Source organism: Pseudomonas sp. BR20 (genome assembly GCF_050780135.1).
GTDB lineage: Bacteria > Pseudomonadota > Gammaproteobacteria > Pseudomonadales > Pseudomonadaceae > Aquipseudomonas.
In genome coordinates, this window is the sequence record NZ_CP172012.1 from 6,094,183 (window position 1) to 6,116,524 (window position 22,342).

At 62.2% G+C, this 22,342-nt stretch carries 20 protein-coding genes; 12 read left to right on the forward strand and 8 right to left on the reverse strand.

Translation table 11 applies throughout. The features are described from left to right. Positions 1–6: 6 nt before the first annotated feature. The gene (gene trxA, locus ACHPFG_RS28090) at positions 7–879 is read left to right on the forward strand and encodes a thioredoxin (protein WP_431701032.1); all 873 of its coding nucleotides are present in this window, start codon (positions 7–9) and stop codon (positions 877–879) included. On the opposite strand, the gene ACHPFG_RS28095 is transcribed toward trxA, so the two are convergent. After that, complete coding sequence (locus ACHPFG_RS28095; RefSeq protein WP_431701033.1) at positions 876–1,223, reverse strand: hypothetical protein; 348 nt, start codon at positions 1,221–1,223, stop codon at positions 876–878. The two genes, trxA and ACHPFG_RS28095, sit on opposite strands and share 4 nt — an antisense overlap. 131 nt (positions 1,224–1,354) lie before the next feature. Between ACHPFG_RS28095 and ACHPFG_RS28100 the strand changes: the two genes are divergently transcribed. The 5 genes from ACHPFG_RS28100 to ACHPFG_RS28120 all read left to right on the forward strand — a co-directional run bounded on the left by ACHPFG_RS28100 (position 1,355) and on the right by ACHPFG_RS28120 (position 5,267). Beyond that, positions 1,355–1,957, forward strand: coding sequence for a DUF2796 domain-containing protein (locus tag ACHPFG_RS28100; RefSeq protein WP_431701034.1), 603 nt, complete (start codon positions 1,355–1,357; stop codon positions 1,955–1,957). Between the two features lie 6 nt (positions 1,958–1,963). After that, entirely contained in the window at positions 1,964–2,674 is a 711-nt protein-coding gene (locus ACHPFG_RS28105; RefSeq protein WP_431701035.1) for an ABC transporter ATP-binding protein, read from the forward strand. A 1-nt stretch (position 2,675) separates the two neighbouring features. Beyond that, entirely contained in the window at positions 2,676–3,941 is a 1,266-nt protein-coding gene (locus tag ACHPFG_RS28110; RefSeq protein ID WP_027605183.1) for an ABC transporter permease, read from the forward strand. A gap of 11 nt (positions 3,942–3,952) precedes the next feature. Next, the gene (locus ACHPFG_RS28115; RefSeq protein WP_431701036.1) at positions 3,953–4,474 is read left to right on the forward strand and encodes a DUF3299 domain-containing protein; all 522 of its coding nucleotides are present in this window, start codon (positions 3,953–3,955) and stop codon (positions 4,472–4,474) included. Positions 4,475–4,568: 94 nt separating this feature from the next. Then, on the forward strand, positions 4,569–5,267 hold the full coding sequence (locus tag ACHPFG_RS28120; protein WP_431701037.1) for an OmpW/AlkL family protein: 699 nt from the start codon (positions 4,569–4,571) through the stop codon (positions 5,265–5,267). Between the two features lie 123 nt (positions 5,268–5,390). On the opposite strand, the gene ACHPFG_RS28125 is transcribed toward ACHPFG_RS28120, so the two are convergent. Further along, entirely contained in the window at positions 5,391–6,275 is an 885-nt protein-coding gene (locus tag ACHPFG_RS28125; RefSeq protein WP_431701038.1) for a sugar nucleotide-binding protein, read from the reverse strand. Positions 6,276–6,441: 166 nt separating this feature from the next. On the opposite strand from ACHPFG_RS28125, the gene ACHPFG_RS28130 reads away from it, so the two are divergent. Then, positions 6,442–10,689, forward strand: coding sequence for a DEAD/DEAH box helicase (locus ACHPFG_RS28130; RefSeq protein ID WP_431701039.1), 4,248 nt, complete (start codon positions 6,442–6,444; stop codon positions 10,687–10,689). Between the two features lie 11 nt (positions 10,690–10,700). Here the strand turns inward: ACHPFG_RS28130 and ACHPFG_RS28135 are convergent, their stop codons facing one another. Then, positions 10,701–12,806 (reverse strand): mechanosensitive ion channel family protein, encoded by a 2,106-nt coding sequence (locus ACHPFG_RS28135; RefSeq protein ID WP_431701040.1) that lies wholly within the window; start codon positions 12,804–12,806, stop codon positions 10,701–10,703. Between the two features lie 243 nt (positions 12,807–13,049). Between ACHPFG_RS28135 and ACHPFG_RS28140 the strand changes: the two genes are divergently transcribed. Genes ACHPFG_RS28140 through ACHPFG_RS28155 form a run of 4 tightly spaced genes read left to right on the forward strand, consistent with a single transcriptional unit; the run spans position 13,050 to position 16,954 of the window. After that, positions 13,050–13,976 (forward strand): DUF72 domain-containing protein, encoded by a 927-nt coding sequence (locus ACHPFG_RS28140; RefSeq protein WP_431701041.1) that lies wholly within the window; start codon positions 13,050–13,052, stop codon positions 13,974–13,976. Continuing rightward, positions 13,973–14,749, forward strand: a complete 777-nt coding sequence (locus ACHPFG_RS28145; protein WP_431701042.1) for an endonuclease/exonuclease/phosphatase family protein — start codon at positions 13,973–13,975, stop codon at positions 14,747–14,749. Before ACHPFG_RS28140 ends, ACHPFG_RS28145 begins: the two co-directional genes overlap by 4 nt. Next, positions 14,746–16,008: a cardiolipin synthase ClsB gene (gene clsB / locus ACHPFG_RS28150; RefSeq protein ID WP_431701043.1), complete on the forward strand. Its 1,263-nt coding sequence runs from the start codon at positions 14,746–14,748 to the stop codon at positions 16,006–16,008. The genes ACHPFG_RS28145 and clsB overlap by 4 nt, the downstream gene beginning before the upstream one ends. After that, positions 15,998–16,954 carry a lysylphosphatidylglycerol synthase domain-containing protein gene (locus ACHPFG_RS28155; RefSeq protein ID WP_131700333.1) on the forward strand — a complete coding sequence of 319 codons (957 nt, stop codon included), beginning with the start codon at positions 15,998–16,000 and terminating at the stop codon, positions 16,952–16,954. Before clsB ends, ACHPFG_RS28155 begins: the two co-directional genes overlap by 11 nt. Before the next feature lie 5 nt (positions 16,955–16,959). Here ACHPFG_RS28155 and ACHPFG_RS28160 read toward each other — a convergent pair whose 3' ends face one another. The 3 genes from ACHPFG_RS28160 to ACHPFG_RS28170 all read right to left on the reverse strand — a co-directional run bounded on the left by ACHPFG_RS28160 (position 16,960) and on the right by ACHPFG_RS28170 (position 19,945). Then, positions 16,960–17,715 (reverse strand): alpha/beta hydrolase family protein, encoded by a 756-nt coding sequence (locus ACHPFG_RS28160; RefSeq protein ID WP_131700334.1) that lies wholly within the window; start codon positions 17,713–17,715, stop codon positions 16,960–16,962. Continuing rightward, the gene (locus ACHPFG_RS28165) at positions 17,705–18,814 is read right to left on the reverse strand and encodes a DUF3182 family protein (protein ID WP_431701044.1); all 1,110 of its coding nucleotides are present in this window, start codon (positions 18,812–18,814) and stop codon (positions 17,705–17,707) included. Before ACHPFG_RS28165 ends, ACHPFG_RS28160 begins: the two co-directional genes overlap by 11 nt. 171 nt (positions 18,815–18,985) lie before the next feature. Continuing rightward, positions 18,986–19,945, reverse strand: a complete 960-nt coding sequence (locus ACHPFG_RS28170) for a GlxA family transcriptional regulator (RefSeq protein ID WP_431701045.1) — start codon at positions 19,943–19,945, stop codon at positions 18,986–18,988. 96 nt (positions 19,946–20,041) lie between these two features. Here ACHPFG_RS28170 and ACHPFG_RS28175 point away from each other — a divergent pair, with 96 nt between their 5' ends. Next, positions 20,042–20,605: a cysteine hydrolase family protein gene (locus ACHPFG_RS28175; protein WP_431701046.1), complete on the forward strand. Its 564-nt coding sequence runs from the start codon at positions 20,042–20,044 to the stop codon at positions 20,603–20,605. 21 nt (positions 20,606–20,626) lie between these two features. On the opposite strand, the gene tam is transcribed toward ACHPFG_RS28175, so the two are convergent. Then, on the reverse strand, positions 20,627–21,388 hold the full coding sequence (gene tam, locus ACHPFG_RS28180) for a trans-aconitate 2-methyltransferase (protein ID WP_431701047.1): 762 nt from the start codon (positions 21,386–21,388) through the stop codon (positions 20,627–20,629). A gap of 90 nt (positions 21,389–21,478) precedes the next feature. After that, the gene (locus ACHPFG_RS28185; protein WP_431701048.1) at positions 21,479–22,303 is read right to left on the reverse strand and encodes a hypothetical protein; all 825 of its coding nucleotides are present in this window, start codon (positions 22,301–22,303) and stop codon (positions 21,479–21,481) included. Positions 22,304–22,342: the final 39 nt, after the last annotated feature.

The window sequence follows — 22,342 nt, forward strand, 5'->3', positions numbered from 1 at the left end:
CGCCCCATGAGTGAGCCCACGCCGTACATCTTCGACGTCACCAGCGCCAATTTCGACCAGGCCGTGATCCAAAACTCCTTCGAAAAACCCGTACTCGTGGATTTCTGGGCCGAGTGGTGCGCGCCGTGCAAGGCGTTGATGCCCATGCTGGCGCAGATTGCCCAGAGTTATCAGGGCGAGCTGCTGCTGGCCAAGGTCGATTGCGAGGCCGAGCAGGACATCGTCGCGCGCTTTGGCATTCAAAGCCTGCCGACGGTGGTGCTGTTCAAGGATGGCCAGCCGGTGGATGGATTTGCCGGGGCGCAGCCGGAGTCGGCGGTGCGGGCGATGCTGGAGCCGCATGTGCAGATGCCGCCACCGGCTGCAGCTGACCCGCTGGAGCAGGCCCAGGCGCTGTTTGCCGATGGCCGCATCAGCGATGCCGAGGCCGTGCTGGTGGCGCTGCTGGGTGAAGACAACACCAACGCCGCCGCATTGATTCTGTACGCGCGTTGCCTGGCCGAACGCGGTGAGCTGGGTGAAGCCCAAACCGTGCTCGATGCGGTGAAGAGCGATGACCACAAAGCCGCCCTCGCCGGCGCCAAGGCGCAAATCACCTTCCTGCGCCAGGCCGCCGACCTGCCGGACGCCGCCGAGTTAAAAAGCCGCCTGGCACAAAACCCGCAGGACGACGAAGCCGCCTATCAACTGGCCATCCAGCAACTGGCGCGCCAGCAATACGACGCGGCGCTGGAAGGCTTGCTCAAGCTGTTTATTCGCAACCGCAGCTACAGCGAAGGCCTGCCGCACAAGACCTTGCTGCAGGTGTTCGAACTGCTGGGCAATGATCACCCGCTGGTGACCGTGTACCGCCGCAAGTTGTTCGCCGCGTTGTACTAATCGCCGATCCAACTGTACAGCGGCGTATCTCCGCCGCTGGCCACTTTCACCTTGGCACTATGGCGCAGGCGCACCAACAGGCGCTTGCCCGCCGCGGCATCCCCCGCCAAACCTTCCAGCCGATCAAGCAATTCCAGGCCGCTGAGCTGCCCGGCGTTGCGCAACAGGTCCTGGGCGCTTTGCCACAGATCATCATTGTGCTTGACCGGCGCCGCCGGCGCGGCGGCCGCGTCTGCCGTTGCCGTTGCCTGCAACTGTGCGCCGAGTCGCGTCCAATCGCCGTCATCCAGTTCCAGGGTCAAGTCCACCGGCAGGTCGCCAACGGTTCCACGAATTCGCAACATCGTCCTTACTCCTGCATTTTTCTGACAAGCATGCTCCCATGTGGCTTGCGCAACGCCAAGCGGGCGGTCAAACTCTCAGCACTATTGTTATAAGATCACATAACATAAATTTCATTTTCTGGAGCCTTCTCATGCGCCGTCTGCTGCTTGCTTTGCCGTTTGCCCTGTTGCCACTCGCCATCGCTCACGCCGCCGACGAGCATGACCACGATCACGAACACGGCAGCCTCGGCGCACACGAACACGGCGTCGGTCGCCTCAACGCGGTGCTCGACGGCCAGGCCCTGGAGCTTGAACTGGACAGCCCGGCGATGAACCTGGTGGGCTTCGAACACGTCGCCACCAGCGCTGCCGACAAAGCCAAGGTCGCCGCCGCACGCAAACAGCTGGAGAACCCTCTGGCCCTGTTCAACCTGCCCAAGGCCGCCGGTTGCGTGATCAGCACCCAGGAACTCAACAGCCCGCTGTTCGGCGACAAACCGGAAGCCGACCACGACGACGATGATCATGATGACGACGCCAAAGACGGCGCCCACGAGCATCATCACGATCACAGTGAGATCCACGCCCACTACCAATTCACCTGTGCTACGCCGGCCGCCCTGGGCAGCCTGGACCTGACCCAGGTGTTCAAGACCTTCCCCGCGACCCAGAAAATTCAGGTACAACTGATCGGTCCGAGCGGCCAGCAGGGCGTTGAAGCGACGGCCACAGCAGCCACCCTGAAGTTCTGAGCCCCCATGACCCACGCATTGATCGAACTGTCTGACCTGGGCTTTAACTGGCCCGGTCACCCACAGTTACTGGACATCCCCGCGTTCCGCCTGGAAGCGGGGGAAACCCTGTTTCTCAAGGGGCCGAGCGGCAGTGGCAAAACCACCTTGCTCGGCCTGCTCGGCGGCGTACAGAAACCCAGCCGCGGCAGCATCAGCCTGCTCGGCCAGGAGCTGACCGAACTCTCGGCCGGTGCGCGGGACCGCTTTCGCGTTGACCACACCGGCTATATCTTCCAGCAGTTCAACCTGCTGCCGTTCCTGTCGGTGCGCGAGAACGTCGAGCTGCCCTGTCACTTTTCCAAGCTGCGCGCGCAACGGGCGATCCAACGCCACGGCAGCGTCGACCAGGCCGCCGCGACCTTGCTGGCGCACTTGGGCTTGAAGGACAAAGACCTGCTGGAGCGCCGTGCCGACTCGTTGTCCATCGGCCAACAGCAACGGGTGGCCGCCGCCCGTGCGCTGATCGGCCAACCGGAGTTGGTGATCGCCGACGAGCCCACCTCGGCCCTGGACTACGACGCCCGCGAAGCCTTCATTCGGCTGCTGTTCGCCGAATGCCGCGAAGCCGGCGCCAGCCTGTTGTTTGTCAGCCATGACCAGAGCCTGGCGCCGCTGTTCGACCGCAACCTGTCGCTGGCCGAACTCAATCGCGCCGCCACGCCCGCAGAGGTTTGAGATGTATCTGTTTCGTCTAGCCATGGCCAGCCTGGCTAACCGCCGCTTTACCGCGATCCTCACCGCCTTCGCCATCGCCCTGTCGGTGTGCCTGCTGCTGGCGGTGGAGCGCGTGCGCGTTGAGGCGCGCAACAGTTTCGCCAGCACCATCAGCGGCACCGACCTGATCGTCGGCGCGCGCTCAGGTTCGGTCAACCTGCTGCTGTACTCGGTGTTCCGCATCGGCAACGCCACCAACAACATTCGTTGGGACAGCTACGAGCACTTCGCCGCCAGCCCCCAGGTGAAATGGGCGATCCCGATTTCCCTCGGCGACTCCCATCGCGGCTACCGCGTAATGGGCACCAACGAATCGTACTTCGAGCACTACCAGTACGGGCGCAAACAGAACCTGGAACTGGCCAGCGGCCGCGCCTTCGCCACCGACCCGTTCGAAGTGGTACTCGGCGCCGAAGTCGCCGATGCCCTGCACTACAAGCTCGGCGACAAGCTGGTGCTGGCCCACGGTGTGGCGGTGGTCAGCCTGGTCAAGCACGATGACAAACCATTCACCGTGGTCGGCATCCTCAAGCGCACCGGCACGCCGGTGGACCGTACGCTGCATATCAGCCTCGGCGGCATGGAGGCGATCCATATCGACTGGCACAACGGCGTACCGGCCCAGGGCAAAGGCCGCATCAGTGCCGACCAGGCGCGCAACATGGACCTCACCCCGCAAGCCATCACGGCCTTTATGCTCGGCCTGAACAACAAGATCTCCACCTTCGCCCTGCAGCGGGAGATCAACGAGTTCCGTGGCGAGCCAATGCTGGCGATCCTGCCCGGCGTGGCGCTGCAAGAGCTATGGAGCATGATGGGCACCGCCGAAAAGGCCCTGTTCGTGATCTCGCTGTTCGTGGTGCTGACCGGCTTGATCGGCATGCTCACCGCAATCCTCACCAGCCTCAACGAACGCCGCCGCGAAATGGCGATCCTGCGTTCGGTGGGTGCACGACCGTGGCATATCGCGACGCTGCTGATCTTCGAAGCCTTCGCCCTGGCCCTGTCCGGCGTGATCGCAGGCGTGGGTTTGCTGTATGTGTGCATCGCCGCATCGCGCGGGTATTTGCAGGCCAATTACGGCCTGGACCTGCCGATGTCGTGGCCCAGCGAATATGAATGGACCTTGCTCGCCGGTATCCTGGCGGCAGCGCTGTTAATGGGCAGCGTGCCCGCCTGGCGCGCCTACCGACAATCCCTGGCCGATGGCCTGTCCATACGTTTATGAGGAAGGCTTCGATGCGTCGCGCTCTGTTTGCGTTATTGCTGCTGGTGACCGTGCCCGCCTGGGCGGAGGACCAGCCCAAGGACCTGTCCTGGCAGGAGATGATCCCGCCGGACGCGCCGCCGGAAATCCCCAACATGAAACCGCTGCACAACCTGTCGAACATGGCCGATGCCTTGTCCGTCGAAGCGGCGCCAGCGGCCAAGCAGGATCTGCCCAACGCGCCGGTAGTGCAGAGCCTTGATGGCCAGCATATTCGCCTGCCGGGGTATATCGTGCCGCTGGAAGTCAGCGAAGAAGGCCGCACCACCGAGTTCTTGCTGGTGCCGTATTTCGGCGCGTGCATCCACGTACCGCCACCGCCATCGAACCAGATCGTGCACGTGAAAAGCGAACTCGGCGTGAAGCTCGATGAGCTCTACCAGCCGTACTGGATCGAGGGTGCGATGCAGGTCAAACCGTCCACCAGTGAACTGGCCGACGCCGGCTACCAGATGGATGCCGAGAAAATTTATATCTACGAACTGCCGGAATAACGCTGATCGTCCTTTCATTGAGCTGAGTCAACAGACCGAACGGAACGATCTTTACCATTGGACGTACAACTTCTAAACGTCCTCTGGAGCTCCTATGAACAAGTCTCTGCTCGGCGCATCGCTCTTCGCGCTCGCCCTCGCCGCCCCTGCCGTCCACGCTCACGAAGCGGGCGACATTCTGATTCGTGCCGGTGCAATCACCGTTAACCCGAAGGCAGACAGCGGCACCGTCAAAGTTGACCAGGGCCCATTGGCCGGTGCCAACCTGGGCGGCAAGGCGACCATGAGCAGCGACACCCAATTGGGCTTGAACTTCGCCTACATGCTGACCAGCCACGTCGGTATCGAACTGCTGGCCGCCACGCCGTTCGAGCACGACGTGAAGATCAAGGGCACCGCCCTCGGCGCCGCCAACGGCAAGCTCGGTACGCTGAAACACCTGCCGCCAACCCTGAGCGTCGTGTACTACCCACTGGACAACAAATCCCCGTTCCAACCCTACGTAGGCGCCGGTATCAACTACACCTGGATCTACGACGAACACGTCGGCAGCCGCGCCTCCGAAGCCGGTTTCAGCAACTTCAAGGCCGAGAACTCCTGGGGCTGGGCTGCGCAGATCGGCGCGGACTACATGATCAACGACAAGTGGATGATCAACGCCCAGGCGCGCTACATCGACATCAGCACCAAGGCTACCGTGGAAAACAATGCCGTGGCGCCGGGCACCCGTGCCAAGGTCAATGTGGACGTGGACCCGATGGTTTACATGGTGGGTATCGGTTACAAGTTCTAAGCAACACTGCATAACCAATGTGGGAGGGGGCTTGCTCCCGATAGCGGTGGATCAGTCATGAACCTGTTGACTGACACGCTGCTATCGGGAGCAAGCCCCCTCCCACATTTACTTTGTGTTGTATCAGCTGTGGCGATAGAACCGATCGAGCAACGCCGGTAGCCCTGCGCGCCACGCCCGAGGCTTGATGCCGAAGGTGTGGAGGATTTTCTTGCAGGCCAGCACCGCATGCTGCGGTTCGTCTGCCGCATCCGGCCGTGCCGCGTGGGCCTGGGCGGTAGGGGCTTCAATGGCCAGCGGGTGAAAGGTGCGCGCCTCGGTGAGGATCGCCTGGCCCAGCGCCAGCGGCGTGGTCGCCTCATGCCCGGCATAGTGGTAAGTGCCCCACAGCGGCGCCGCGCAATCAAGTTGCTTGAGCACCGAGATGATCACCCGCGCCGCATCGTCCACCGGCGTCGGGTTGCCGCGACGATCGTCCGCCATCAACAATTCATCCGGTTTTTCCGCCCGGGCCAGGAAGCGCCCAAGGGTGCCGTCGACGCTGTCATCCAGCAGCCAGCCAAAACGTAACAGCACATGCTGCGGGCAAGTGGCGCGCACGCTTTGCTCGATACGCCACAACGCCTGGCCACGCAGGCCCAGGGGTACCGGCTCGTCCTTTTCGCTGTAGGCGGTGGCGCGGGAGCCATCGAACACGCGGTAGCTGGACGGTTGTAGCAAGGTAATATTGTGGTGCTGGCACAGTTCGGCCAGGCGTTCGATGGCGAACTCCTGGGCGGCCAGGCGGGTTTCGCTGACGGCTTCGGCCTGGAACCAGTCGAAGTAGTAGGCGAGGTTGATCAACGCATCGGGACGGGTGTCGTCGAGCAATTGGGTGAGGCTCGCGGCATCCCAGCCGTCTTTGGGCGGTTTGGGGGCGAGGAAACCGATGTCTTCCTCTGCACCGAGGCGAATCAGCGCCTGCCCGAGGGCATTCCCGCCGCCCAGTAACATAAGGCGCATTCGCATAGATTGAGCAGGCCCGGTCTGTTTGGAACGATGGTTATTGTCGGCAGGCGGGTGAGGCATGCCGTAGGGTTATTCCAGAATCGTTGCATTTTGCGGGTTTGTAGCGCAACCGTCACGGATAAAGTGCGGGGTTGCAACTTGTTGGAGTGGGCTGCATAACTTAGGCATGAACCTTCCTGATTCAACCGACCCGGTATTGAACGGCTTTCACCCCGCCGTCAGCACCTGGTTCCGCCACACCTTCCCCTCGGTGACCAGAGCCCAGGCCCAGGCGTGGCCGCTGATCCGCGCGCGCCGTTCAACGCTGATCGCGGCGCCGACCGGCTCCGGCAAGACGCTGACGGCGTTCCTCGCGGTGCTGGATGACTTGGTTCACCAGGGCTTGGCCAATGGCGGGCAACTGCCGGACGAGACGCTGGTGGTGTATGTGTCGCCGCTCAAGGCGCTGTCCAACGACATCCAGATCAACCTGCAAACCCCGCTGGCCGGGATCACCGAGCATTTGCAGCGCCTGGGCCTGCCGCCGCTGGTGATTCGCACCGCCGTACGCACTGGCGACACCCCGCAGAAAGACCGCGCACAGATGCGCAAGCGCCCGCCGCATATCCTGGTGACCACGCCGGAATCGCTCTACGTGCTGCTGGGCTCGGACTCCGGCCGGCAAATGCTGGGCAGCACGCGCACGGTCATCGTCGATGAAATCCACGCCATCGCCGCCAGCAAACGCGGCAGCCACCTGGCCCTGAGCCTGGAACGCCTGCAAGGCTTGTGTGCCGAGCCGTTGACCCGCATCGGTTTGTCGGCCACGCAAAAACCTGTCGAGGCGGTGTCGCGTTTTCTGGTGGGTACCGACCGGGGGTGCGACATCGTCGACATCGGCCATGCCCGTGCCCGCGACCTGGATATCGAAGTGCCGCCGGTGCCGCTGTCGGCGGTGATGGCCAACGATGTCTGGGAGTTGGTCTACGACCGTCTCGCCGCCCTTGCCCGTGAGCATCGCACCACGCTGATCTTCGTCAACACCCGGCGCCTGGCCGAACGCCTGGCCCGGCATTTGAGCGAGCGCCTGGGCAAGAGCGCCGTCGCTGCCCACCACGGCAGCCTGGCCAAGGAAATGCGCCTGGACGCCGAGCAACGCCTCAAGGCCGGCGAGCTGCAAGTGCTGATCGCCACCGCGTCCCTGGAACTGGGGATTGATATCGGCGATGTCGACCTGGTGTGCCAGATCGCTTCGCCAGGCTCCATCAACGGTTTTCTGCAGCGGGTGGGCCGCTCCGGGCACCAGGTCGGCGGCACGCCCAAGGGACGCCTGTTTGCCACGACCCGCGACGATTTGATCGAATGCGCCGCCCTGCTCGATTGTGTACGCCGGGGCGAGTTGGACACCTTGCAGGTCCCGGTGGCGCCGCTGGACGTGCTGGCCCAGCAGATCATCGCCGAGGTCAGTGCCCAGGTGTGGCCGGAACAGGCCCTGCTCGACCTGATCCACCGCGCCGCGCCCTATGCCACCCTGGATGAACGCCACTACCAGGCGCTGCTGCAGATGCTCGCCGACGGTTACAACGGCCGCCAGGGCATCCGCAGCGCGTACCTGCACCGCGACGCCCTGACCCGCACCCTGCGCGGTCGCCGTGGCGCCAAGCTGACCGCCGTGACCAGCGGCGGCACCATCCCCGACAACGCCGACTACAGCGTGTTGCTGGAGCCCCAGGGCCTGAATATCGGCAGCGTCAACGAAGACTTCGCGGTGGAAAGTATCGCCGGGGACATCTTCCAGCTCGGTAATACGTCCTACAGGATCTTGCGGGTCGAAGCCGGCAAAGTGCGGGTCGAAGACGCTCACGGCCAACCGCCGACCATTCCGTTCTGGCTCGGTGAAGCGCCGGGGCGCAGCAATGAGTTATCCGCCGCGGTCGCACGTTTGCAGGGGCAACTCGACAGCCTGCTCAGCGCCAGCCCCGGCGACCTGCAACCGGCGCATGACTGGCTCACCGGCACCCTCGGCCTGAACCGCGCCAGCGCCGAACAGATCCTCGATTACCTGGCCCGCGCGCGCCTGGCCCTCGGCGCGTTGCCGTCCCAGGACACGTTGATCATGGAGCGGTTTTTCGACGAGTCCGGCGGTACCCAACTGATCATCCACACGCCGTTCGGCAGCCGCGTCAACCGGGCCTGGGGCCTGGCCTTGCGCAAGCGTTTTTGCCGCACCTTCAACTTTGAACTGCAAGCGGCAGCCAGTGAAAATGCGATCGTGCTGTCGCTGTCCACCAGCCACAGTTTCGAGCTCGATGAGGTATGGCGTTACCTCAACAGCAACAGTGCCGAACACCTGCTGATCCAGGCCGTACTGGATGCACCGCTGTTCGGTGTGCGCTGGCGCTGGAACGCCGGCGTGGCCCTGGCGCTGCCGCGCTTTACCGCCGGGCGCAAAGTGGCGCCGCAGATCCAGCGCATGAAGAGCGAAGACCTGATCGCCAGCGTGTTCCCCGACCAGATCGCCTGCCTGGAAAACCTCGCCGGCGAACGCGAAGTGCCCGAGCACCCGCTGGTGGAGCAAACCCTCGACGACTGCCTGCACGAAGCCATGGACAGCGACGCGTGGCTTGCCTTGCTGCGGCGCATGGAGCGCGGCGAAGTGCGGTTGATCAGCCGCGACCTGCCGGCGCCCTCGCCCATGGCTGCCGAAATCCTCAGCGCGCGCCCCTACACCTTTCTCGACGATGCACCGCTGGAAGAACGCCGCACCCAGGCCGTGCTCAACCGCCGTTGGAGCGACCCGCAGAGCACCGACGACCTCGGCGCACTGGACGCGGACGCCATCGCCGGCGTGTGCGAAGAGGCCTGGCCGGCGCCCCATGGCGTGGATGAAATGCATGAGGCATTGATGAGCCTGGCGTGCATCGCCAGCAACGAGGTCACCCCGCAATGGGCCGAGTGGTTGCAGGCCCTGGCTAAAGGTGGCCGCGCCTATCAATTGCCCAACGGCCTGTGGGTCGCAGTGGAACGCCTGGGGTGTTTGCAGGCGATCTATCCCCACAATTTGCCACTGCTCCCCGGCTTCGATGAGTCCTGGACCTTTGACGACGCACTGGTGGAACTGCTGCGCGCGCGCCTTGGTGGCTTCGGCCCGCAGCGCCTGATCGAGATCACTGCGCCGCTGACCTTGCCGCTGGGCGATGTCACCCAGGCGCTGGCCCGCCTGGAGCAGGAAGGCTACGTGCTGCGCGGTCGCTTCAGCCCCGGCGCACTTGAGGAACAATGGTGCGAACGGCATCTGCTCGCGCGCATTCATCGCTACACGGTCAAGCGCCTGCGCCGGGAAATCGAGCCGGTGGCGCTGCAGGATTTCATGCGCTTCCTGTTCGATTGGCAGCACCTGTCCGAGAGCACGCGCGGCCAGGGCAGCGCCGTGTTGCCGCAGATTGTCGGCCAGTTCGAAGGGTATGCCGCCGCCACGTCGGCCTGGGACAGTGACCTGCTCAGTGCACGGCTCAAGGATTACTCATCAACCTGGCTCGACGACCTGTGCCGCAGCGGCAAGCTGGTATGGACGCGCTTGAGCAACAAGTCCGGCGCCATCGCCCTGCGCAGCACGCCGGTGGTGCTGTTACCGCGCAGCCAGGTGGCATTGTGGAGCGGGCTGACCGACCCCACCGACAGCACGACCCTGTCGCTCAAGGCGCAAAAGGTCCACCTGGCCCTGCGTGAACACGGCGCGCTGTTTTTCGATGAGCTGGTGCACGAAGCCCATCTGCTGCGCAGCGAACTGGAAACCGCCTTGCAGGAACTGGTCGGCGCCGGCCTGGTGAATGCCGACAGCTTTGCCGGGTTGCGTGCACTGACCACCCCGGCCAGCAAGCGCCAGGCGCGCAGCAGTCGGCGCGGGCGTGGGGCGTTTATCGGCGGCATGGACGATGCCGGGCGCTGGGCGCTGATTCGCCGCCCATCGGCCGCCGCCGGCCCGCACTCGGCCGAAACCCTGGAACATGTGGCGATGACTTTGCTGCGCCGTTATGGCGTGGTGTTCTGGCGCTTGCTGGAGCGCGAGGCGGATTGGTTGCCGAGTTGGCGCGAATTGCTGCGTACGTTCCATCGGCTGGAGGCGCGGGGTGAGATTCGTGGCGGGCGGTTTGTCAGCGGGTTGGCGGGTGAGCAGTTTGCCTTGCCCGAAGCGATCCCGTTGCTGCGCGAAGTGCGGCGCAGGCCCCATGACGGGAGTTTGATTGCGGTGTGCGGGGCTGACCCGCTGAACCTGGTGGGCACACTGTTGCCGGGCAGCAAGGTGCCGGCGGTGAGTGGGAATCGAATTGTGTATCGGGATGGGTTGCCGGCGGCGGTGAGGGTCGCCGGCAAGCAGCAGATACTGCTGGATGTGGATCAGCAGGCGGTGCAGGAGAAGTTGATCAGGCACTGAGTTTGAAGGCCTCATTGAGGCCTGGGCTGATCCGTCAACACCACCGACGCCGGCATCTCTTCAGCCGGCTCATCCACCTGGGTTGTGCGCTTTGGCAGCAAAACCTGCTGTGGATAAGTCTGCGCGAAGTGCACTTCATCACAGTTATCCACAAGCTTTTTCAAACGCTGGTTAAACGCACGGCTCACCGCATATTGCCCGCCGGACACGGTACGGAACTGCGCCGTGAGCACCACGCCATTCAGGTCCATCTTGTCGACACCAAACACCTCCAGCGGCCCTTGCAGGTTGTACTTGAGGAACACATCGTCGCGAATCGACTGCCCGGCCTCGCGGATCAGCTCCACGGCCTTGTCCACATCGGTGTCGTAGGTGAACTGCACCGAGAAGAACGCATAGGCAAATTGCCGCGACTGGTTGGTGACCGCCTTGATCTGCCCGAACGGCACCGAATGCACAAAGCCTTTGCCGTCACGCAGGCGCAGGGTGCGGATGGTCAGGCCTTCGACGGTGCCGGCGTGGCCGGAGTCGAGCACCACCCAGTCGCCGATGGACAGCGTGTCTTCGATGATGATGAACAGGCCGGTGATCACGTCCTGCACCAGTTGCTGGGAACCGAAACCAATCGCCAGCCCGACCACACCGGCACCCGCCAGCAGCGGCGCGACGTTGATGCCGAGGTTGGCCATGGTGGTGATTGCGCAAATCACCACCAGGATGATTTTGATCGCATTGCGCAGCAGCGGCAGGATGGTTTTCACCCGGGTGCTGGGCTGGCGGCTGGAGCGTTTGTTCACCGGCGGTTTCAGCGCTTCCTGGATCGCCGTGTCGAGCACCACCCAGAACAACCAGGTCATCAGCAGGATCAGGCCGATGCTGCTGAGGGAGTCGCTGATCGCACGGCCCACCGAGTTGCGCTGGGCAAATTCGAACAGCGACACGCCCCAGATCCGCCCGAGAATTTCGATAAAGGCGATGGCCATGACGATGCGCAAGATCGCGTGCAACAGGCTGAGAAAGCGCTCCTTGTAGGCACTGCTGCGTTGGATCGCCACCTGGCTGCGGGACTTGAACAAGTGTTGCAGCACCGTGCTGAGAAACACCGTACCGATCAACAGGATCGTCGTAAACAACGCGCAGCGCAGGGCCTTCTGGTTGTCGTCGCCGGCGCCGATCAGGTTGATCGCCGAGACCAGGACCATCAATAAGATCGGCCAGTACCACAGCCCGGAGAATACCCGCAGCGACTGCTGTAACGCCGGATGTTTCAGGCGCTGGGCCAGCGGTCGATTGCGGATCAGGTGAGCCACCGGACGGCGCAGGCGCACCACCAGCACGCCAAAGATCACCGCGGCGAACAGGCCGGTAAACACCGCGATACTGCTGGTGATATTACCGCCGAGCTGACGCGCAATCTGCGGGCTGGTCAGGGCGTCGCTGAGGGCCGCGAGGAAGCCGATCAGGAACAGCGGCTTGGGGCAGTAGTCGCGAATGATCTGCACCGCCGGCCGCTTGTGGCCGACATTGAACATGACGATGACGCACAGCAGCATGGAGGTGGAAAAGATGCCGCTGCTGGTGGCGTAGGCAAAACACAGCGCCAGCGCACGGCCTATCGAGGTGGGTAAAAAGTGGCTGACGTAGAGTGTCAACGGCAGGCAGATCAGCGCCGGGATCGTGTAGGGCACCACATAACCCAGCACGCCTTGCAGGCGCCCCCGTCGTTCGATGAAAGGACGGCGACTCAGGCGCAGCACGATAAACCGCCCCAGCAGCGTCAACCCCGCGAAGGCACCGACCCACACCCCGGACAGCAGCAGAAAGTCGCCGGCCACGCTCCACGGCGAACGCTCCGACGTCTGGTCAACCAACCGGCCGACCTCATCTGCCGCGCGGTCCGCGCGCAGGCGCCAGGCATCAACGAGGTTCTGATTGAGGTCGAGCTTGTTCTGCACATCATCGATGCTGGAACTGATGGCACCGAGCAGTCCGCCCTCCACCAGCAACTCGGGTTTGGCCGGCGCTTCGGCTTCCGGCGCGGTGGCCGCGGCTTGCAGTGCGTCGCTGCCGCAGAAAAGCAGCGCGCCGAGCAGTAATGCAGTCTTGAAATTCAGCAAAACACCGGGCTCCTTCAGAAGGGTCTGTAAGGAACTGACGGGTTTGAGCCTTGATCGTTCCCCGGTTTCGGCATCTTTGCCGCTGGGGCAAATATCACATGCGGCCTGAATGCCGAGGTGAGGCGTAATGGCCTTCGGCACAGTTTTGAACCTGCACCGTCTGTAGGACGGTGGAAACTTTCGCGCAAATTGCACGGTCATCCCAAAACGGAGGTCAATCGACCCACATCGACGGGAGTAACCATGGCGGCGATTCATATCGGCATTTCCGGCTGGCGCTACACGCCTTGGCGGGGGGATTTCTACCCCGAGGGGCTGACCCAGAAACGCGAGCTGCAGTTTGCGTCACGCGCCGTCAACAGCATCGAGATCAACGGTTCGTTCTACGCGCTGCAAACTCCCAAGCGTTACGCCGAGTGGTATGCCCAAACGCCTGAAGACTTCATGTTCAGTGTCAAGGCACCTCGCTACATCACGCATATCCTGCGCCTGCAGGATGTGCACAAGCCGATGGCGAATTTCTTCGCCTCCGGAGTGCTGGAGCTAAAAGACAAACTCGGCCCGATCCTGTGGCAGTTTCCGCCCAGCTTTAAATTCGATCCGCCGCTGTTCGAAGCCTTCCTCGCCGAATTGCCCACCGACACCCGGCAGGCCGCCACCCTCGCCCACCAGCATGAGCCGCGCCTGAACGGCAAGGCCAGCCTGCAGGCCCACGGCAAGCGCGCCCTGCGCCACGCGGTGGAGGTTCGTCATAACAGTTTTGCGGTGCCGGAGTTTGTGCAGATGCTGGATAAGCACGGCGTGGCGCTGGTGGTGGCAGACACCGCCGGCAAGTGGCCGTATCTCGAAGATGTTACCGCTAACTTCATGTACTTGCGTTTGCACGGCGACAAGCAGCTGTACGCCAGCGGTTATACCGATGAAGCCCTCAAGCGCTGGGGCGATCGCATCGAACGTTGGGCCCACGGCAAGCAACCGGCCGATGCGCACCTGGCCGCCCCGCAGCACAAACCTCGCGCCCGCAAACAGCGGGATGTGTTTTGCTTTTTCGACAATGACATCAAAGTGCGTGCGCCCTTCGATGCACGCCACTTGCTGCAGCGTTTCGGGCTGGACAGGCAGCTTTCCACCGAGCCCGGCAAGTTGCCTGAACCGGGGGTGTTGCCATGACGCATCCGGAATGGGTCTCCATTACGCCCACCGTCGCCATCACACAGTTCACGGTGCTGACGGTCAATATCCACAAGGGTTTCACCGCCCTGAACCGACGTTTCATCCTGCCCGAGTTGCGCGAAGCGGTGCGCAGTGTGGGAGCCGACATCGTGTTCCTGCAGGAAATCCACGGCACCCACGAACGCCATCCCCAGCGCTACAGCGACTGGCCGAACATGCCGCAGTACGAATTCCTCGCCGACAGCATCTGGCCGCAGTTCGCCTACGGGCGCAACGCGGTCTACCCCCATGGCGACCACGGCAATGCGTTGCTGTCGAAATTCCAGATCGTGCGCTATGACAACCTCGACATTTCCCAAAGCGGCCATGAAAACCGTGGCCTGTTGCATTGCGTGCTGCGCCTGCCAGGCACCGGGCAGGACGTGCATGCGATCTGTATTCATCTGGGCTTGCGCGAGGTGCATCGCCAGCAGCAATTACGTTTGCTGGAGCAGCGCATCAGCGAAATTCCTGCCGATGCGCCGTTGGTGGTTGCCGGGGATTTCAATGACTGGCGCCAGCGCGCCGACTTGAGCCAAAGCGGCCTCACGGAAGTGTTCGTGCACGCCTTGGGCAAACCCGCGCGCACTTTCCCGGCCCGCCTGCCGCTGCTGCCGCTGGACCGCATCTACGTACGCAATCTAAAGATTCATAACCCCAAGGTGCTGACCACCCGGCCCTGGTCCCATTTGTCCGACCACGTACCCCTGTCGGTGGAGATTGAGCTATGAACGTTGCGGTCGAGCATATTTCCACCGACCAGCCGCCGGATGATGCCAAGGCTCGTGACCTCGATTACGGCTGGCAGAGCGGCAACCAGATCGAATTGCTGGAGAACGGCGAAGCCTATTTCCCCCAAGTGTTCGACGCCATGCGCCAGGCCCAGCGCGAGATCCTGTTGGAGACCTTTATCCTTTTCGAGGACAAGGTCGGCCATGAGCTGCAAGGCATCCTGATCGAGGCTGCGCAACGTGGCGTGAAGGTAGTGGTCAGCCTCGACGGTTTTGGTTGCGGCGAGCTGAGCCCGTTGTTCCTGAGCGAACTGGCTGACGCCGGCGTCATGGTGCAAATGTTTGATCCCGCGTCAAAGACCCTGGGGGTTCGTACCAACTGGTTTCGGCGACTGCACCGCAAGATCGTGGTGGTGGACGCCAAGGTGGCGTTTATCGGCGGGATCAATTTTTCTGCCGACCACTTGGGGGATTTTGGCCCAGAAGCCAAACAGGATTACGCGGTGCAGGTGATAGGCCCGGCGGTGGGCGACCTGCATCATTTTGCCCTCGCCCAAAGCGGGCGCCAGGTGCGCACGCGACGCGGGTGGCGACGGCGCCAGCAACGGCCATCGCCTTGGCCGACCGATACAGGCGACGGCCTGGTGCGCCTGATTTACCGCGACAATCTGCAACACCGCGACGACATTGAAGAGGCGTATATCCATGCCTTGAGCAAAGCCCAACAACGCGCGGTGATTGCCAACGCCTACTTTTTCCCCGGTTACCGCCTGCTGCGCGAGATCCGCAATGCGGCGCGCCGTGGCGTGAAAGTGCAGTTGATCATGCAGGGCCAGCCCGATGTGCTGCTGGCCAAGCTGGCCGCGCGCATGCTCTACGACTATCTGCTTAAGGATGGCGTGGTGATTCATGAGTATTGCCAGCGCCCGCTGCACGGCAAGGTCGCGCTGGTGGATGACGAGTGGAGCACGGTGGGTTCGAGCAACCTCGACCCGTTGAGCCTGTCGCTGAACCTGGAGGCCAACGTGCTGATTCGTGACCGGGCGTTCAATCAGCAGCTGTACGAACGCCTGGAGGTACTCGCCAAGGAGCATTGCCAGACCATGCCGGAAAACCGCAAGCCGCGCCTGTGGCTATGGCGATTGACCGTCGGTTTCCTGGTGTTCCATGTGATGCGCCACTTCCCCGCGCTGACGGGCTGGTTGCCGGCGCACAAGCCACGGTTGAAACCCTTTGAGGCTCGAGCCCATGACATCTGAAGCCAACGGTTCACGCTTCAAGCGTTGGAAGAAACCGCTGACCGTGGCGTTCTTCCTGCTGCTGATCGTGCTGTTCACCCTGCTTGCAAGGCGTATCGACTGGAGCGAAGTATTCCAGACCCTGGGCGATTTCAAGCTGCGCACCCTGCTGATCGCGGGCACGCTGACGTTGTGCAGCTTTATCGTCTACGCCTGCTTCGACTTGATCGGCCGCACCTACATTCGCCAACCGCTGCGCTGGAAGCAGATTCTGCCGGTCGGGATCATCAGCTATGCGTTCAATCTCAACCTCAGCGCCTGGGTCGGCGGGATCGCCATGCGTTACCGGCTGTATTCGCGGCTGGGGGTGAGCACCGGCAATATCGCCAAGATCCTCGGCCTGAGCCTGGCCACCAATTGGTTTGGCTATATGGCCTTGGCCGGGGTGGTGTTCAGCAGCGGCCTGGTGACCATGCCGCCAGGCTGGAAACTGAGCAGCGGCGCCCTGCAGGGGGTTGGCGTGTTGTTGGTACTGGCCAGCCTGGGTTACCTGGCGGCGTGCCAGTTTTCGAAAAAGCGTGCGTGGTCGATTCGGGGGATCGAGATCAACCTGCCATCACTGCGCATGGCGTGCCTGCAGTTAGCATTGGGTGCGTTGAACTGGTCGCTGATGGCTGCGGTGATTTTTACATTGTTGCCCGCCAAACTGGACTACCCGCTGGTGCTGGGCGTGCTGCTGATCAGCGCGATCGCCGGTGTTATCACCCATATCCCGGCCGGGCTCGGGGTACTGGAAGCGGTGTTTATCGCCCTGCTGCAACATGAAGCGTCGCGCGGCAGTTTGCTGGCCGGGCTGATCGCCTATAGGGCCATCTACTTTATCCTGCCGCTGCTGATCGCGTTGGTGATGTACCTGGGTGTCGAGGCCAAAGCCAAGGCATTACGGGTGAAGAAAACACCGGCATGATCGCGTTACTGAGATTGGATGATGCTCAACCGCTCGCCCACCACCATCTCGGTGATCCAGTCCACCAGGATCGAGGTGTAAGCCTGCTGGGACACGGGGTCGCTAAGGGAATGGTCGGCACCGTCGATGATGCGGTGAGTCAGGGAATGGGTCTGCTGGCAGGCCGCGCGGTAGCTCATGATGGTGGCGTGGGGCACATGGTCGTCGGTTTCCGATTCGACGATCAGCACATCGCCAGTGAATGCCGAGCAGGCGTGCAAGGCGCGATTGGTCTCGGCGCGCACCAGCGTGCTGCGATAGTCCATCAAGTCCATTTTGTCCAAGTCACGCTTGGGCTTGAGCCATTCATCGTCGCGGTACAGCGCCGGCACACGCAGTGCCAGCCAGCGCACAGGGCGCAACGATGTCAGGATCGCCGCCAGGTAACCCCCGTAGCTGGTGCCCACCACCGCCACCGCCGAGGTGTCGATGGCCGGGTGCGAGAGCAGTCGGTCGTAGGCCGCCAGCAGATCGCGCAGGTTGTCTTCACGGGTGACGCGGGACAGCGGGATACCCGTGCCGGCGTGGCCACGCAGATCGAACGTCAGGCACACACATCCCAGGCCGGCGATACCTTTGGCGCGTTCCAGGTCACGCTCCTGGCTACCGCCCCAGCCGTGCACAAACAACACACCCGGCACTTTGGATTTGGGACTCAGGAACGTGCCGCTCATCTGTTCGTCGTCGATGTCGATTGCAATGCTTTCGCTTCTAGCCGTCATAAGATTCAACCGTCACATACTTGAGAAGAAAGTCGCTGTTTTCGGCCGGGCCTCGGTACACCTCGATGGCATCCGCGGGCAACGCCTGGTCCACGTAGGTTTCTACCGAGGACACATGAATCGCCTTCAGGCCCGGGTGGTTGATAAAACTCTGCAACGCCGCGACTTCCGCGCTGCTGGCGCCGCCCATGCGCCAGGATTGCTCGAGCACGCCGCTGCGGCGCTGGCCGTCGCTGTCCAGGCCCTGGGCGATGTCGTAGTTGCGCCGAGACGCGTAGAAACCCGGGTAGGCCTCATCGGCGGCCGCGTCGAAGACCTGGGCTTGCTCGATGGCTTGGCGCACGTCGTCGGGCAGCTCGAGCTCGAGCAAATCGTCATAACCGCCAGGCACCACCAGCAGGTTGGAGCCACCGTAGACCTCCTCGCCCTGTCCGTCCTGGGTCAGGTATTGCTCGCCGCAGTAGCTGATGACGTGATCGCCGATAAAACTCTGGCCCACACTATGGGTGACCACATCGTGCAGGTCTTGTTCCAGCACGACGCCTTCGCTGAACATTCGGACCGCTTCGGGGCGCGCCAGCACAGCCTCGAACTCATCCAGGCTGTGGATAACTTCCTGGCCGCGCCCGGCGCAGGCATGCACCGGTTTCAGGCGGATCGGCCCGTTGTACAGCAGGCGTTCGGCGGCAGGTCGTGCATCCTCCAAGGCAAATACGCTGAGACCCGCCAGCACAACATCGCGTACACGCTCGCAGAATAACGGCGACCAGCCTTCGGGGGCTTTCGCTTGGGGGCATAGCAGCCCATGGCTGATGGCCTTGGTGCAGATAAAGTCGTGATCGACATAACCGCCCCACAGGTCCGCCGGACCGCTGACGTGAAGTTCGCGTGCCTGGGCAGGACCTACCAGAGTCTGCGTGGGCAGCAGGTAAAGTTCACAGCCGGCATGCTTTTGTGGGTCATAACTGCCGCCGAATTTGAGCCCCAGTATCTGCGCCAGCCATCGGGCCAACGCGCGGTTGGTTTCGACTTCATGCTGGGGCGCGCCCGCTCGCGTGGAGTGAGCGACGATCCATTTTTTGCGTTGAATCGGGGTCATGCATCCCCCTTGGCCATCCTGCCATGTGTGTGGGGGGAAGGCTGCAGGTATCACGCCAAGGTTGTTTCAAAGAGGATGCTTTTAAAATCAAGCCGTTGTCGAAAAAGCGATGGCAGTTGGCCTGCCTGATTCTGCACGACGACACCTTGAACGTACGGTGTTCTGCACGATTCACACGCCAAAACGGCTGCGGTAGTCACTGGGGGCCAACCCGGTAATTTTTTTGAAAATGGCGCGAAAAGCGCTGGGGTCCTGATAGCCCACGGTCCAGGCAATATGGTCGATGGTGCCGTTGGTAAACTCCAGCATCTGCCGCGCCTTGCCCACGCGCAGGTGCTGGCAGTATTCAGTGGGTTTCAAGCCGGTAGCATTGCGGAAGCGTCGCAGGAAGGTGCGCTCCTCCAGCCCAGCCTCTTGCGCCATGCTGGCGACAGACACGTCCACCGCGCCACTGGCTTGCAACCCATGCTGAACCTTGAGGATGGCCGCGTCGCCATGGCTGAGGATCGGCGCGAAGTTACTGCCGCATTGGCTGGCGCTGTCGCTGTGTTCGATCACCAGGAAACGCGCGGTGTCGGCGGCAATGCTCGGGCCCATCAGGCGGTCGACCAGGCGCAGGCCCAGCTCGGACCAGGCCATCAGCCCGGCCGTCGTGATCAGATCGCCGTCATCGACGATGGGTTTATCCGCTTCCAGGCGCACGGCCGGGTAACGCGCGGCAAAGGACTTTGCGGAAGACCAATGGGTGGTGGCGCTGCGCCCATCCAGCAACCCACTGCGCGCCAGCAGGATCGAGCCAATGCACACGCCCCCGAGTACGGTGCCCGCCGCGTGTTGCTGGCGAATCCACTCCAGCAACGCAGAGGGCGCCTGTTCTTCGGTGAATTCGCCAATCGACGGTGGCACCAGCACGGCCATCATCGGTTGGTCAGGGCCGGGGTGGCTGGCGAATCCCCTTGTGGGTCTGCCACTCGCGTCCACCTGCCAATGGCTGACCCGCAATAGAGGCAACTGCGCAGAGTGATGCTCGGCGGCGATCCGGTTGGCGACGCCGAACAGGTCGGTCAAACCGTGCACCGCTGCCAACTGCGCCCCCTGGTAGATCAATACGCCCAGCTCAACAACCGCCATTGTCAGTTTTCCCCCTGTTATTGTCGGTGCAGCCAATCCCGCGCCCCGTCGCCAGCTAACATACTGGCCCTATCAACCCATCACGAGGCAATACCCATGGCCAAGCAAGCGCTCATCCTAATCGATATCCAGAACGACTACTTCCCCCAAGGCAAGTGGCCACTCGATGGTGTCGAAGCTGCAGCGGACAAGGCGGCGCAGGTACTCAAGGCCTTTCGCCAAGCGGGCGATGCGGTGATTCATGTGCGCCATGAATTCACGTCCGAGGATGCGCCGTTCTTCACGCCTGGCTCCGAAGGCGCTTATTTGCACCCCAAGGTGCTGAACGAGGGCAGCGAGCCGGTGGTGCTTAAACACTTCGTGAATGCGTTCCGCGAAACCCATCTACGCGCCCTGCTGGAGCAGCGCAGCATCACCGAACTGGTGATAGTCGGCAGCATGAGCCATATGTGCGTCGATGCTGTGGTGCGGGCGGCAGCGGACCTTGGCTACAAGGTCACGGTGATTCATGACGCGTGTGCCACCCGCGACCTGGAATTCAATGGTCAGGTGATTCCGGCGGCGCAGGTGCATGGCGCGTATATGGCATCGTTGGCGTTTGGCTACGCGGGCGTAGTGTCGGCGGATGAGTATTTGAAGGCACAAGCAGCAGCGGCTTAAGCGCTGCTTGCTTCTGTGCCGTCAGCGGGTCGCGATGATAAACAGGCGCGGGAAGGGCAGTAATACGGTGCCATCGCCTAGAGCTGGATAAGCCTGGGCAATCCGCGTCTGGTATTCCTGTAGGAAGGCGGCTTTTTCGCTATCGGTCAGCGGCGCGAGAAAGGGTCGCAAAGCCGAGGCCTTAAACCACTCCACCACGGCCGCATGATCCGCCAAAGGGTGCAGATAGGTGGTACGCCAAACATCGACGGTACTGCAGTGTTTGCTCAGCAGTTCGTAGTAGTAACTCGCGGCGTGCCGTTCATTGTGTTTGACCGCACCAAGCTTTGCAGACCACGAGCCCTCGGCCGCGACTTCACGCGCAAGCCGGTGTGCAGGCTCATCGAGGTTGTCCGGGGTTTGCACCGCCAGCGTGCCGCCGGGCGTCAGCTGGTTGACCAGATGAGGGTAAAGCGTGCCGTGGCTGGGCAGCCATTGCAGCGAGGCGTTGGCGAGGATCACGTCGAATTTTTGCGCGGGACTCCAGACGCCGATATCGGCCAGTTCAAAGCTCAATTCCGGCAGGCGTTTGCGGGCGTCGATCAACATATCGTCGGAGCTGTCCATGCCGATGACGTGTGCTTGAGGGAAACGCTCAGCCAGCACTTCAGTGGAGTTGCCAGGGCCGCAACCCAGGTCGACCGCTGTGCGCACATCGGTATTCGGGATGGCCGCGACCAGGTCACGGACCGGACGAGTGCGTTGTTGTTCAAACATCCTGTACTGCTTGGCTGACCAGGTCATCGCGGCTCTCCTTGTTCTGTTGAAGTGGGCTACAGCCTAAATCGTGTGCTCCATGAGGACAAATGCCAGGGCTGGCGATCTTCCACGCCGTCATTTCATCCGTTGCAGAAAACTCATGTACGGATCGTCATTCATGATGAAGTCTTCGCGCATCCGGCCGTCAAGCATGGGCTCAAGACTGGTGGGGGTGAGTAATTTGTGCTTGGGGAAACGAAACGCCTCTTCATGGTCCGAGTAGGTATACCGTTGGAAATGCAGTGCATTGCCTATCCAGTGAACGTTGTTGTAGAGGTAATGCCAGTTTTTGTCACTGGGCGTACTCAGGTAAAAAACTCCGTTCACATCTCGGGCAATTTCATACATCACAAAATTACTGGAGCTCCATTTACCGACGTAGCGGTCCATATTCGGATGTTCGGGAATGGCTGGGGCTGCGACGAAATCACTGGGATTATAGGGCGTGATTCGAGCCTGTTCGGCCTTGAGCTGAGGGTACCGTTCGCACACGGAGTCGACCTTGTCGACCTTTTCCAAGTCATACCTGATCTCCATGCCATCCGTTCGGGAGGTGAACTGCATCGCCTCGGGCGAGAATGTCAGCACCTTCAGCTCAATGGTTTTTGTCGGCAATATCATGTTGATCACCTGGCCATCGTCGGCCACCGAATACGCGACCACATTCGTCGGCGCCCGGGTTGATTTCACGCAATCGAACGCGTGCATCAACAATTGACCATCGGGCCTGAACTCAGCCACCGTCGTTTGACCTTCGTTCAATGCCTGCATGGCCCAGATCCCGACAATCAGGCGTTTGTCGCTGGCGAGCGTCGCGTAAGTGTTTGAATCAGCGTGTAGCGAGGTGCAGCCGGACGCGAAAACAAGGGCCAGCAGGCAGCGGAGCAGTTTGTTCGACACGGTGTTCATCCATGAGTGTGTTGATCAGCGGTTCTGAAT

Excerpts from the sequence above, each read along its gene's own strand:
- trxA (WP_431701032.1), top strand. The coding sequence starts at position 7 with ATGAGTGAGCCCACGCCGTACATCTTCGACGTCACCAGCGCCAATTTC.
- ACHPFG_RS28095 (WP_431701033.1), bottom strand. The coding sequence starts at position 1,223 with ATGTTGCGAATTCGTGGAACCGTTGGCGACCTGCCGGTGGACTTGACC.
- ACHPFG_RS28100 (WP_431701034.1), top strand. The coding sequence starts at position 1,355 with ATGCGCCGTCTGCTGCTTGCTTTGCCGTTTGCCCTGTTGCCACTCGCC.
- ACHPFG_RS28105 (WP_431701035.1), top strand. The coding sequence starts at position 1,964 with ATGACCCACGCATTGATCGAACTGTCTGACCTGGGCTTTAACTGGCCC.
- ACHPFG_RS28110 (WP_027605183.1), top strand. The coding sequence starts at position 2,676 with ATGTATCTGTTTCGTCTAGCCATGGCCAGCCTGGCTAACCGCCGCTTT.
- ACHPFG_RS28115 (WP_431701036.1), top strand. The coding sequence starts at position 3,953 with ATGCGTCGCGCTCTGTTTGCGTTATTGCTGCTGGTGACCGTGCCCGCC.
- ACHPFG_RS28120 (WP_431701037.1), top strand. The coding sequence starts at position 4,569 with ATGAACAAGTCTCTGCTCGGCGCATCGCTCTTCGCGCTCGCCCTCGCC.
- ACHPFG_RS28125 (WP_431701038.1), bottom strand. The coding sequence starts at position 6,275 with ATGCGAATGCGCCTTATGTTACTGGGCGGCGGGAATGCCCTCGGGCAG.
- ACHPFG_RS28130 (WP_431701039.1), top strand. The coding sequence starts at position 6,442 with ATGAACCTTCCTGATTCAACCGACCCGGTATTGAACGGCTTTCACCCC.
- ACHPFG_RS28140 (WP_431701041.1), top strand. The coding sequence starts at position 13,050 with ATGGCGGCGATTCATATCGGCATTTCCGGCTGGCGCTACACGCCTTGG.
- ACHPFG_RS28145 (WP_431701042.1), top strand. The coding sequence starts at position 13,973 with ATGACGCATCCGGAATGGGTCTCCATTACGCCCACCGTCGCCATCACA.
- clsB (WP_431701043.1), top strand. The coding sequence starts at position 14,746 with ATGAACGTTGCGGTCGAGCATATTTCCACCGACCAGCCGCCGGATGAT.
- ACHPFG_RS28155 (WP_131700333.1), top strand. The coding sequence starts at position 15,998 with ATGACATCTGAAGCCAACGGTTCACGCTTCAAGCGTTGGAAGAAACCG.
- ACHPFG_RS28160 (WP_131700334.1), bottom strand. The coding sequence starts at position 17,715 with ATGACGGCTAGAAGCGAAAGCATTGCAATCGACATCGACGACGAACAG.
- ACHPFG_RS28165 (WP_431701044.1), bottom strand. The coding sequence starts at position 18,814 with ATGACCCCGATTCAACGCAAAAAATGGATCGTCGCTCACTCCACGCGA.
- ACHPFG_RS28170 (WP_431701045.1), bottom strand. The coding sequence starts at position 19,945 with ATGGCGGTTGTTGAGCTGGGCGTATTGATCTACCAGGGGGCGCAGTTG.
- ACHPFG_RS28175 (WP_431701046.1), top strand. The coding sequence starts at position 20,042 with ATGGCCAAGCAAGCGCTCATCCTAATCGATATCCAGAACGACTACTTC.
- tam (WP_431701047.1), bottom strand. The coding sequence starts at position 21,388 with ATGACCTGGTCAGCCAAGCAGTACAGGATGTTTGAACAACAACGCACT.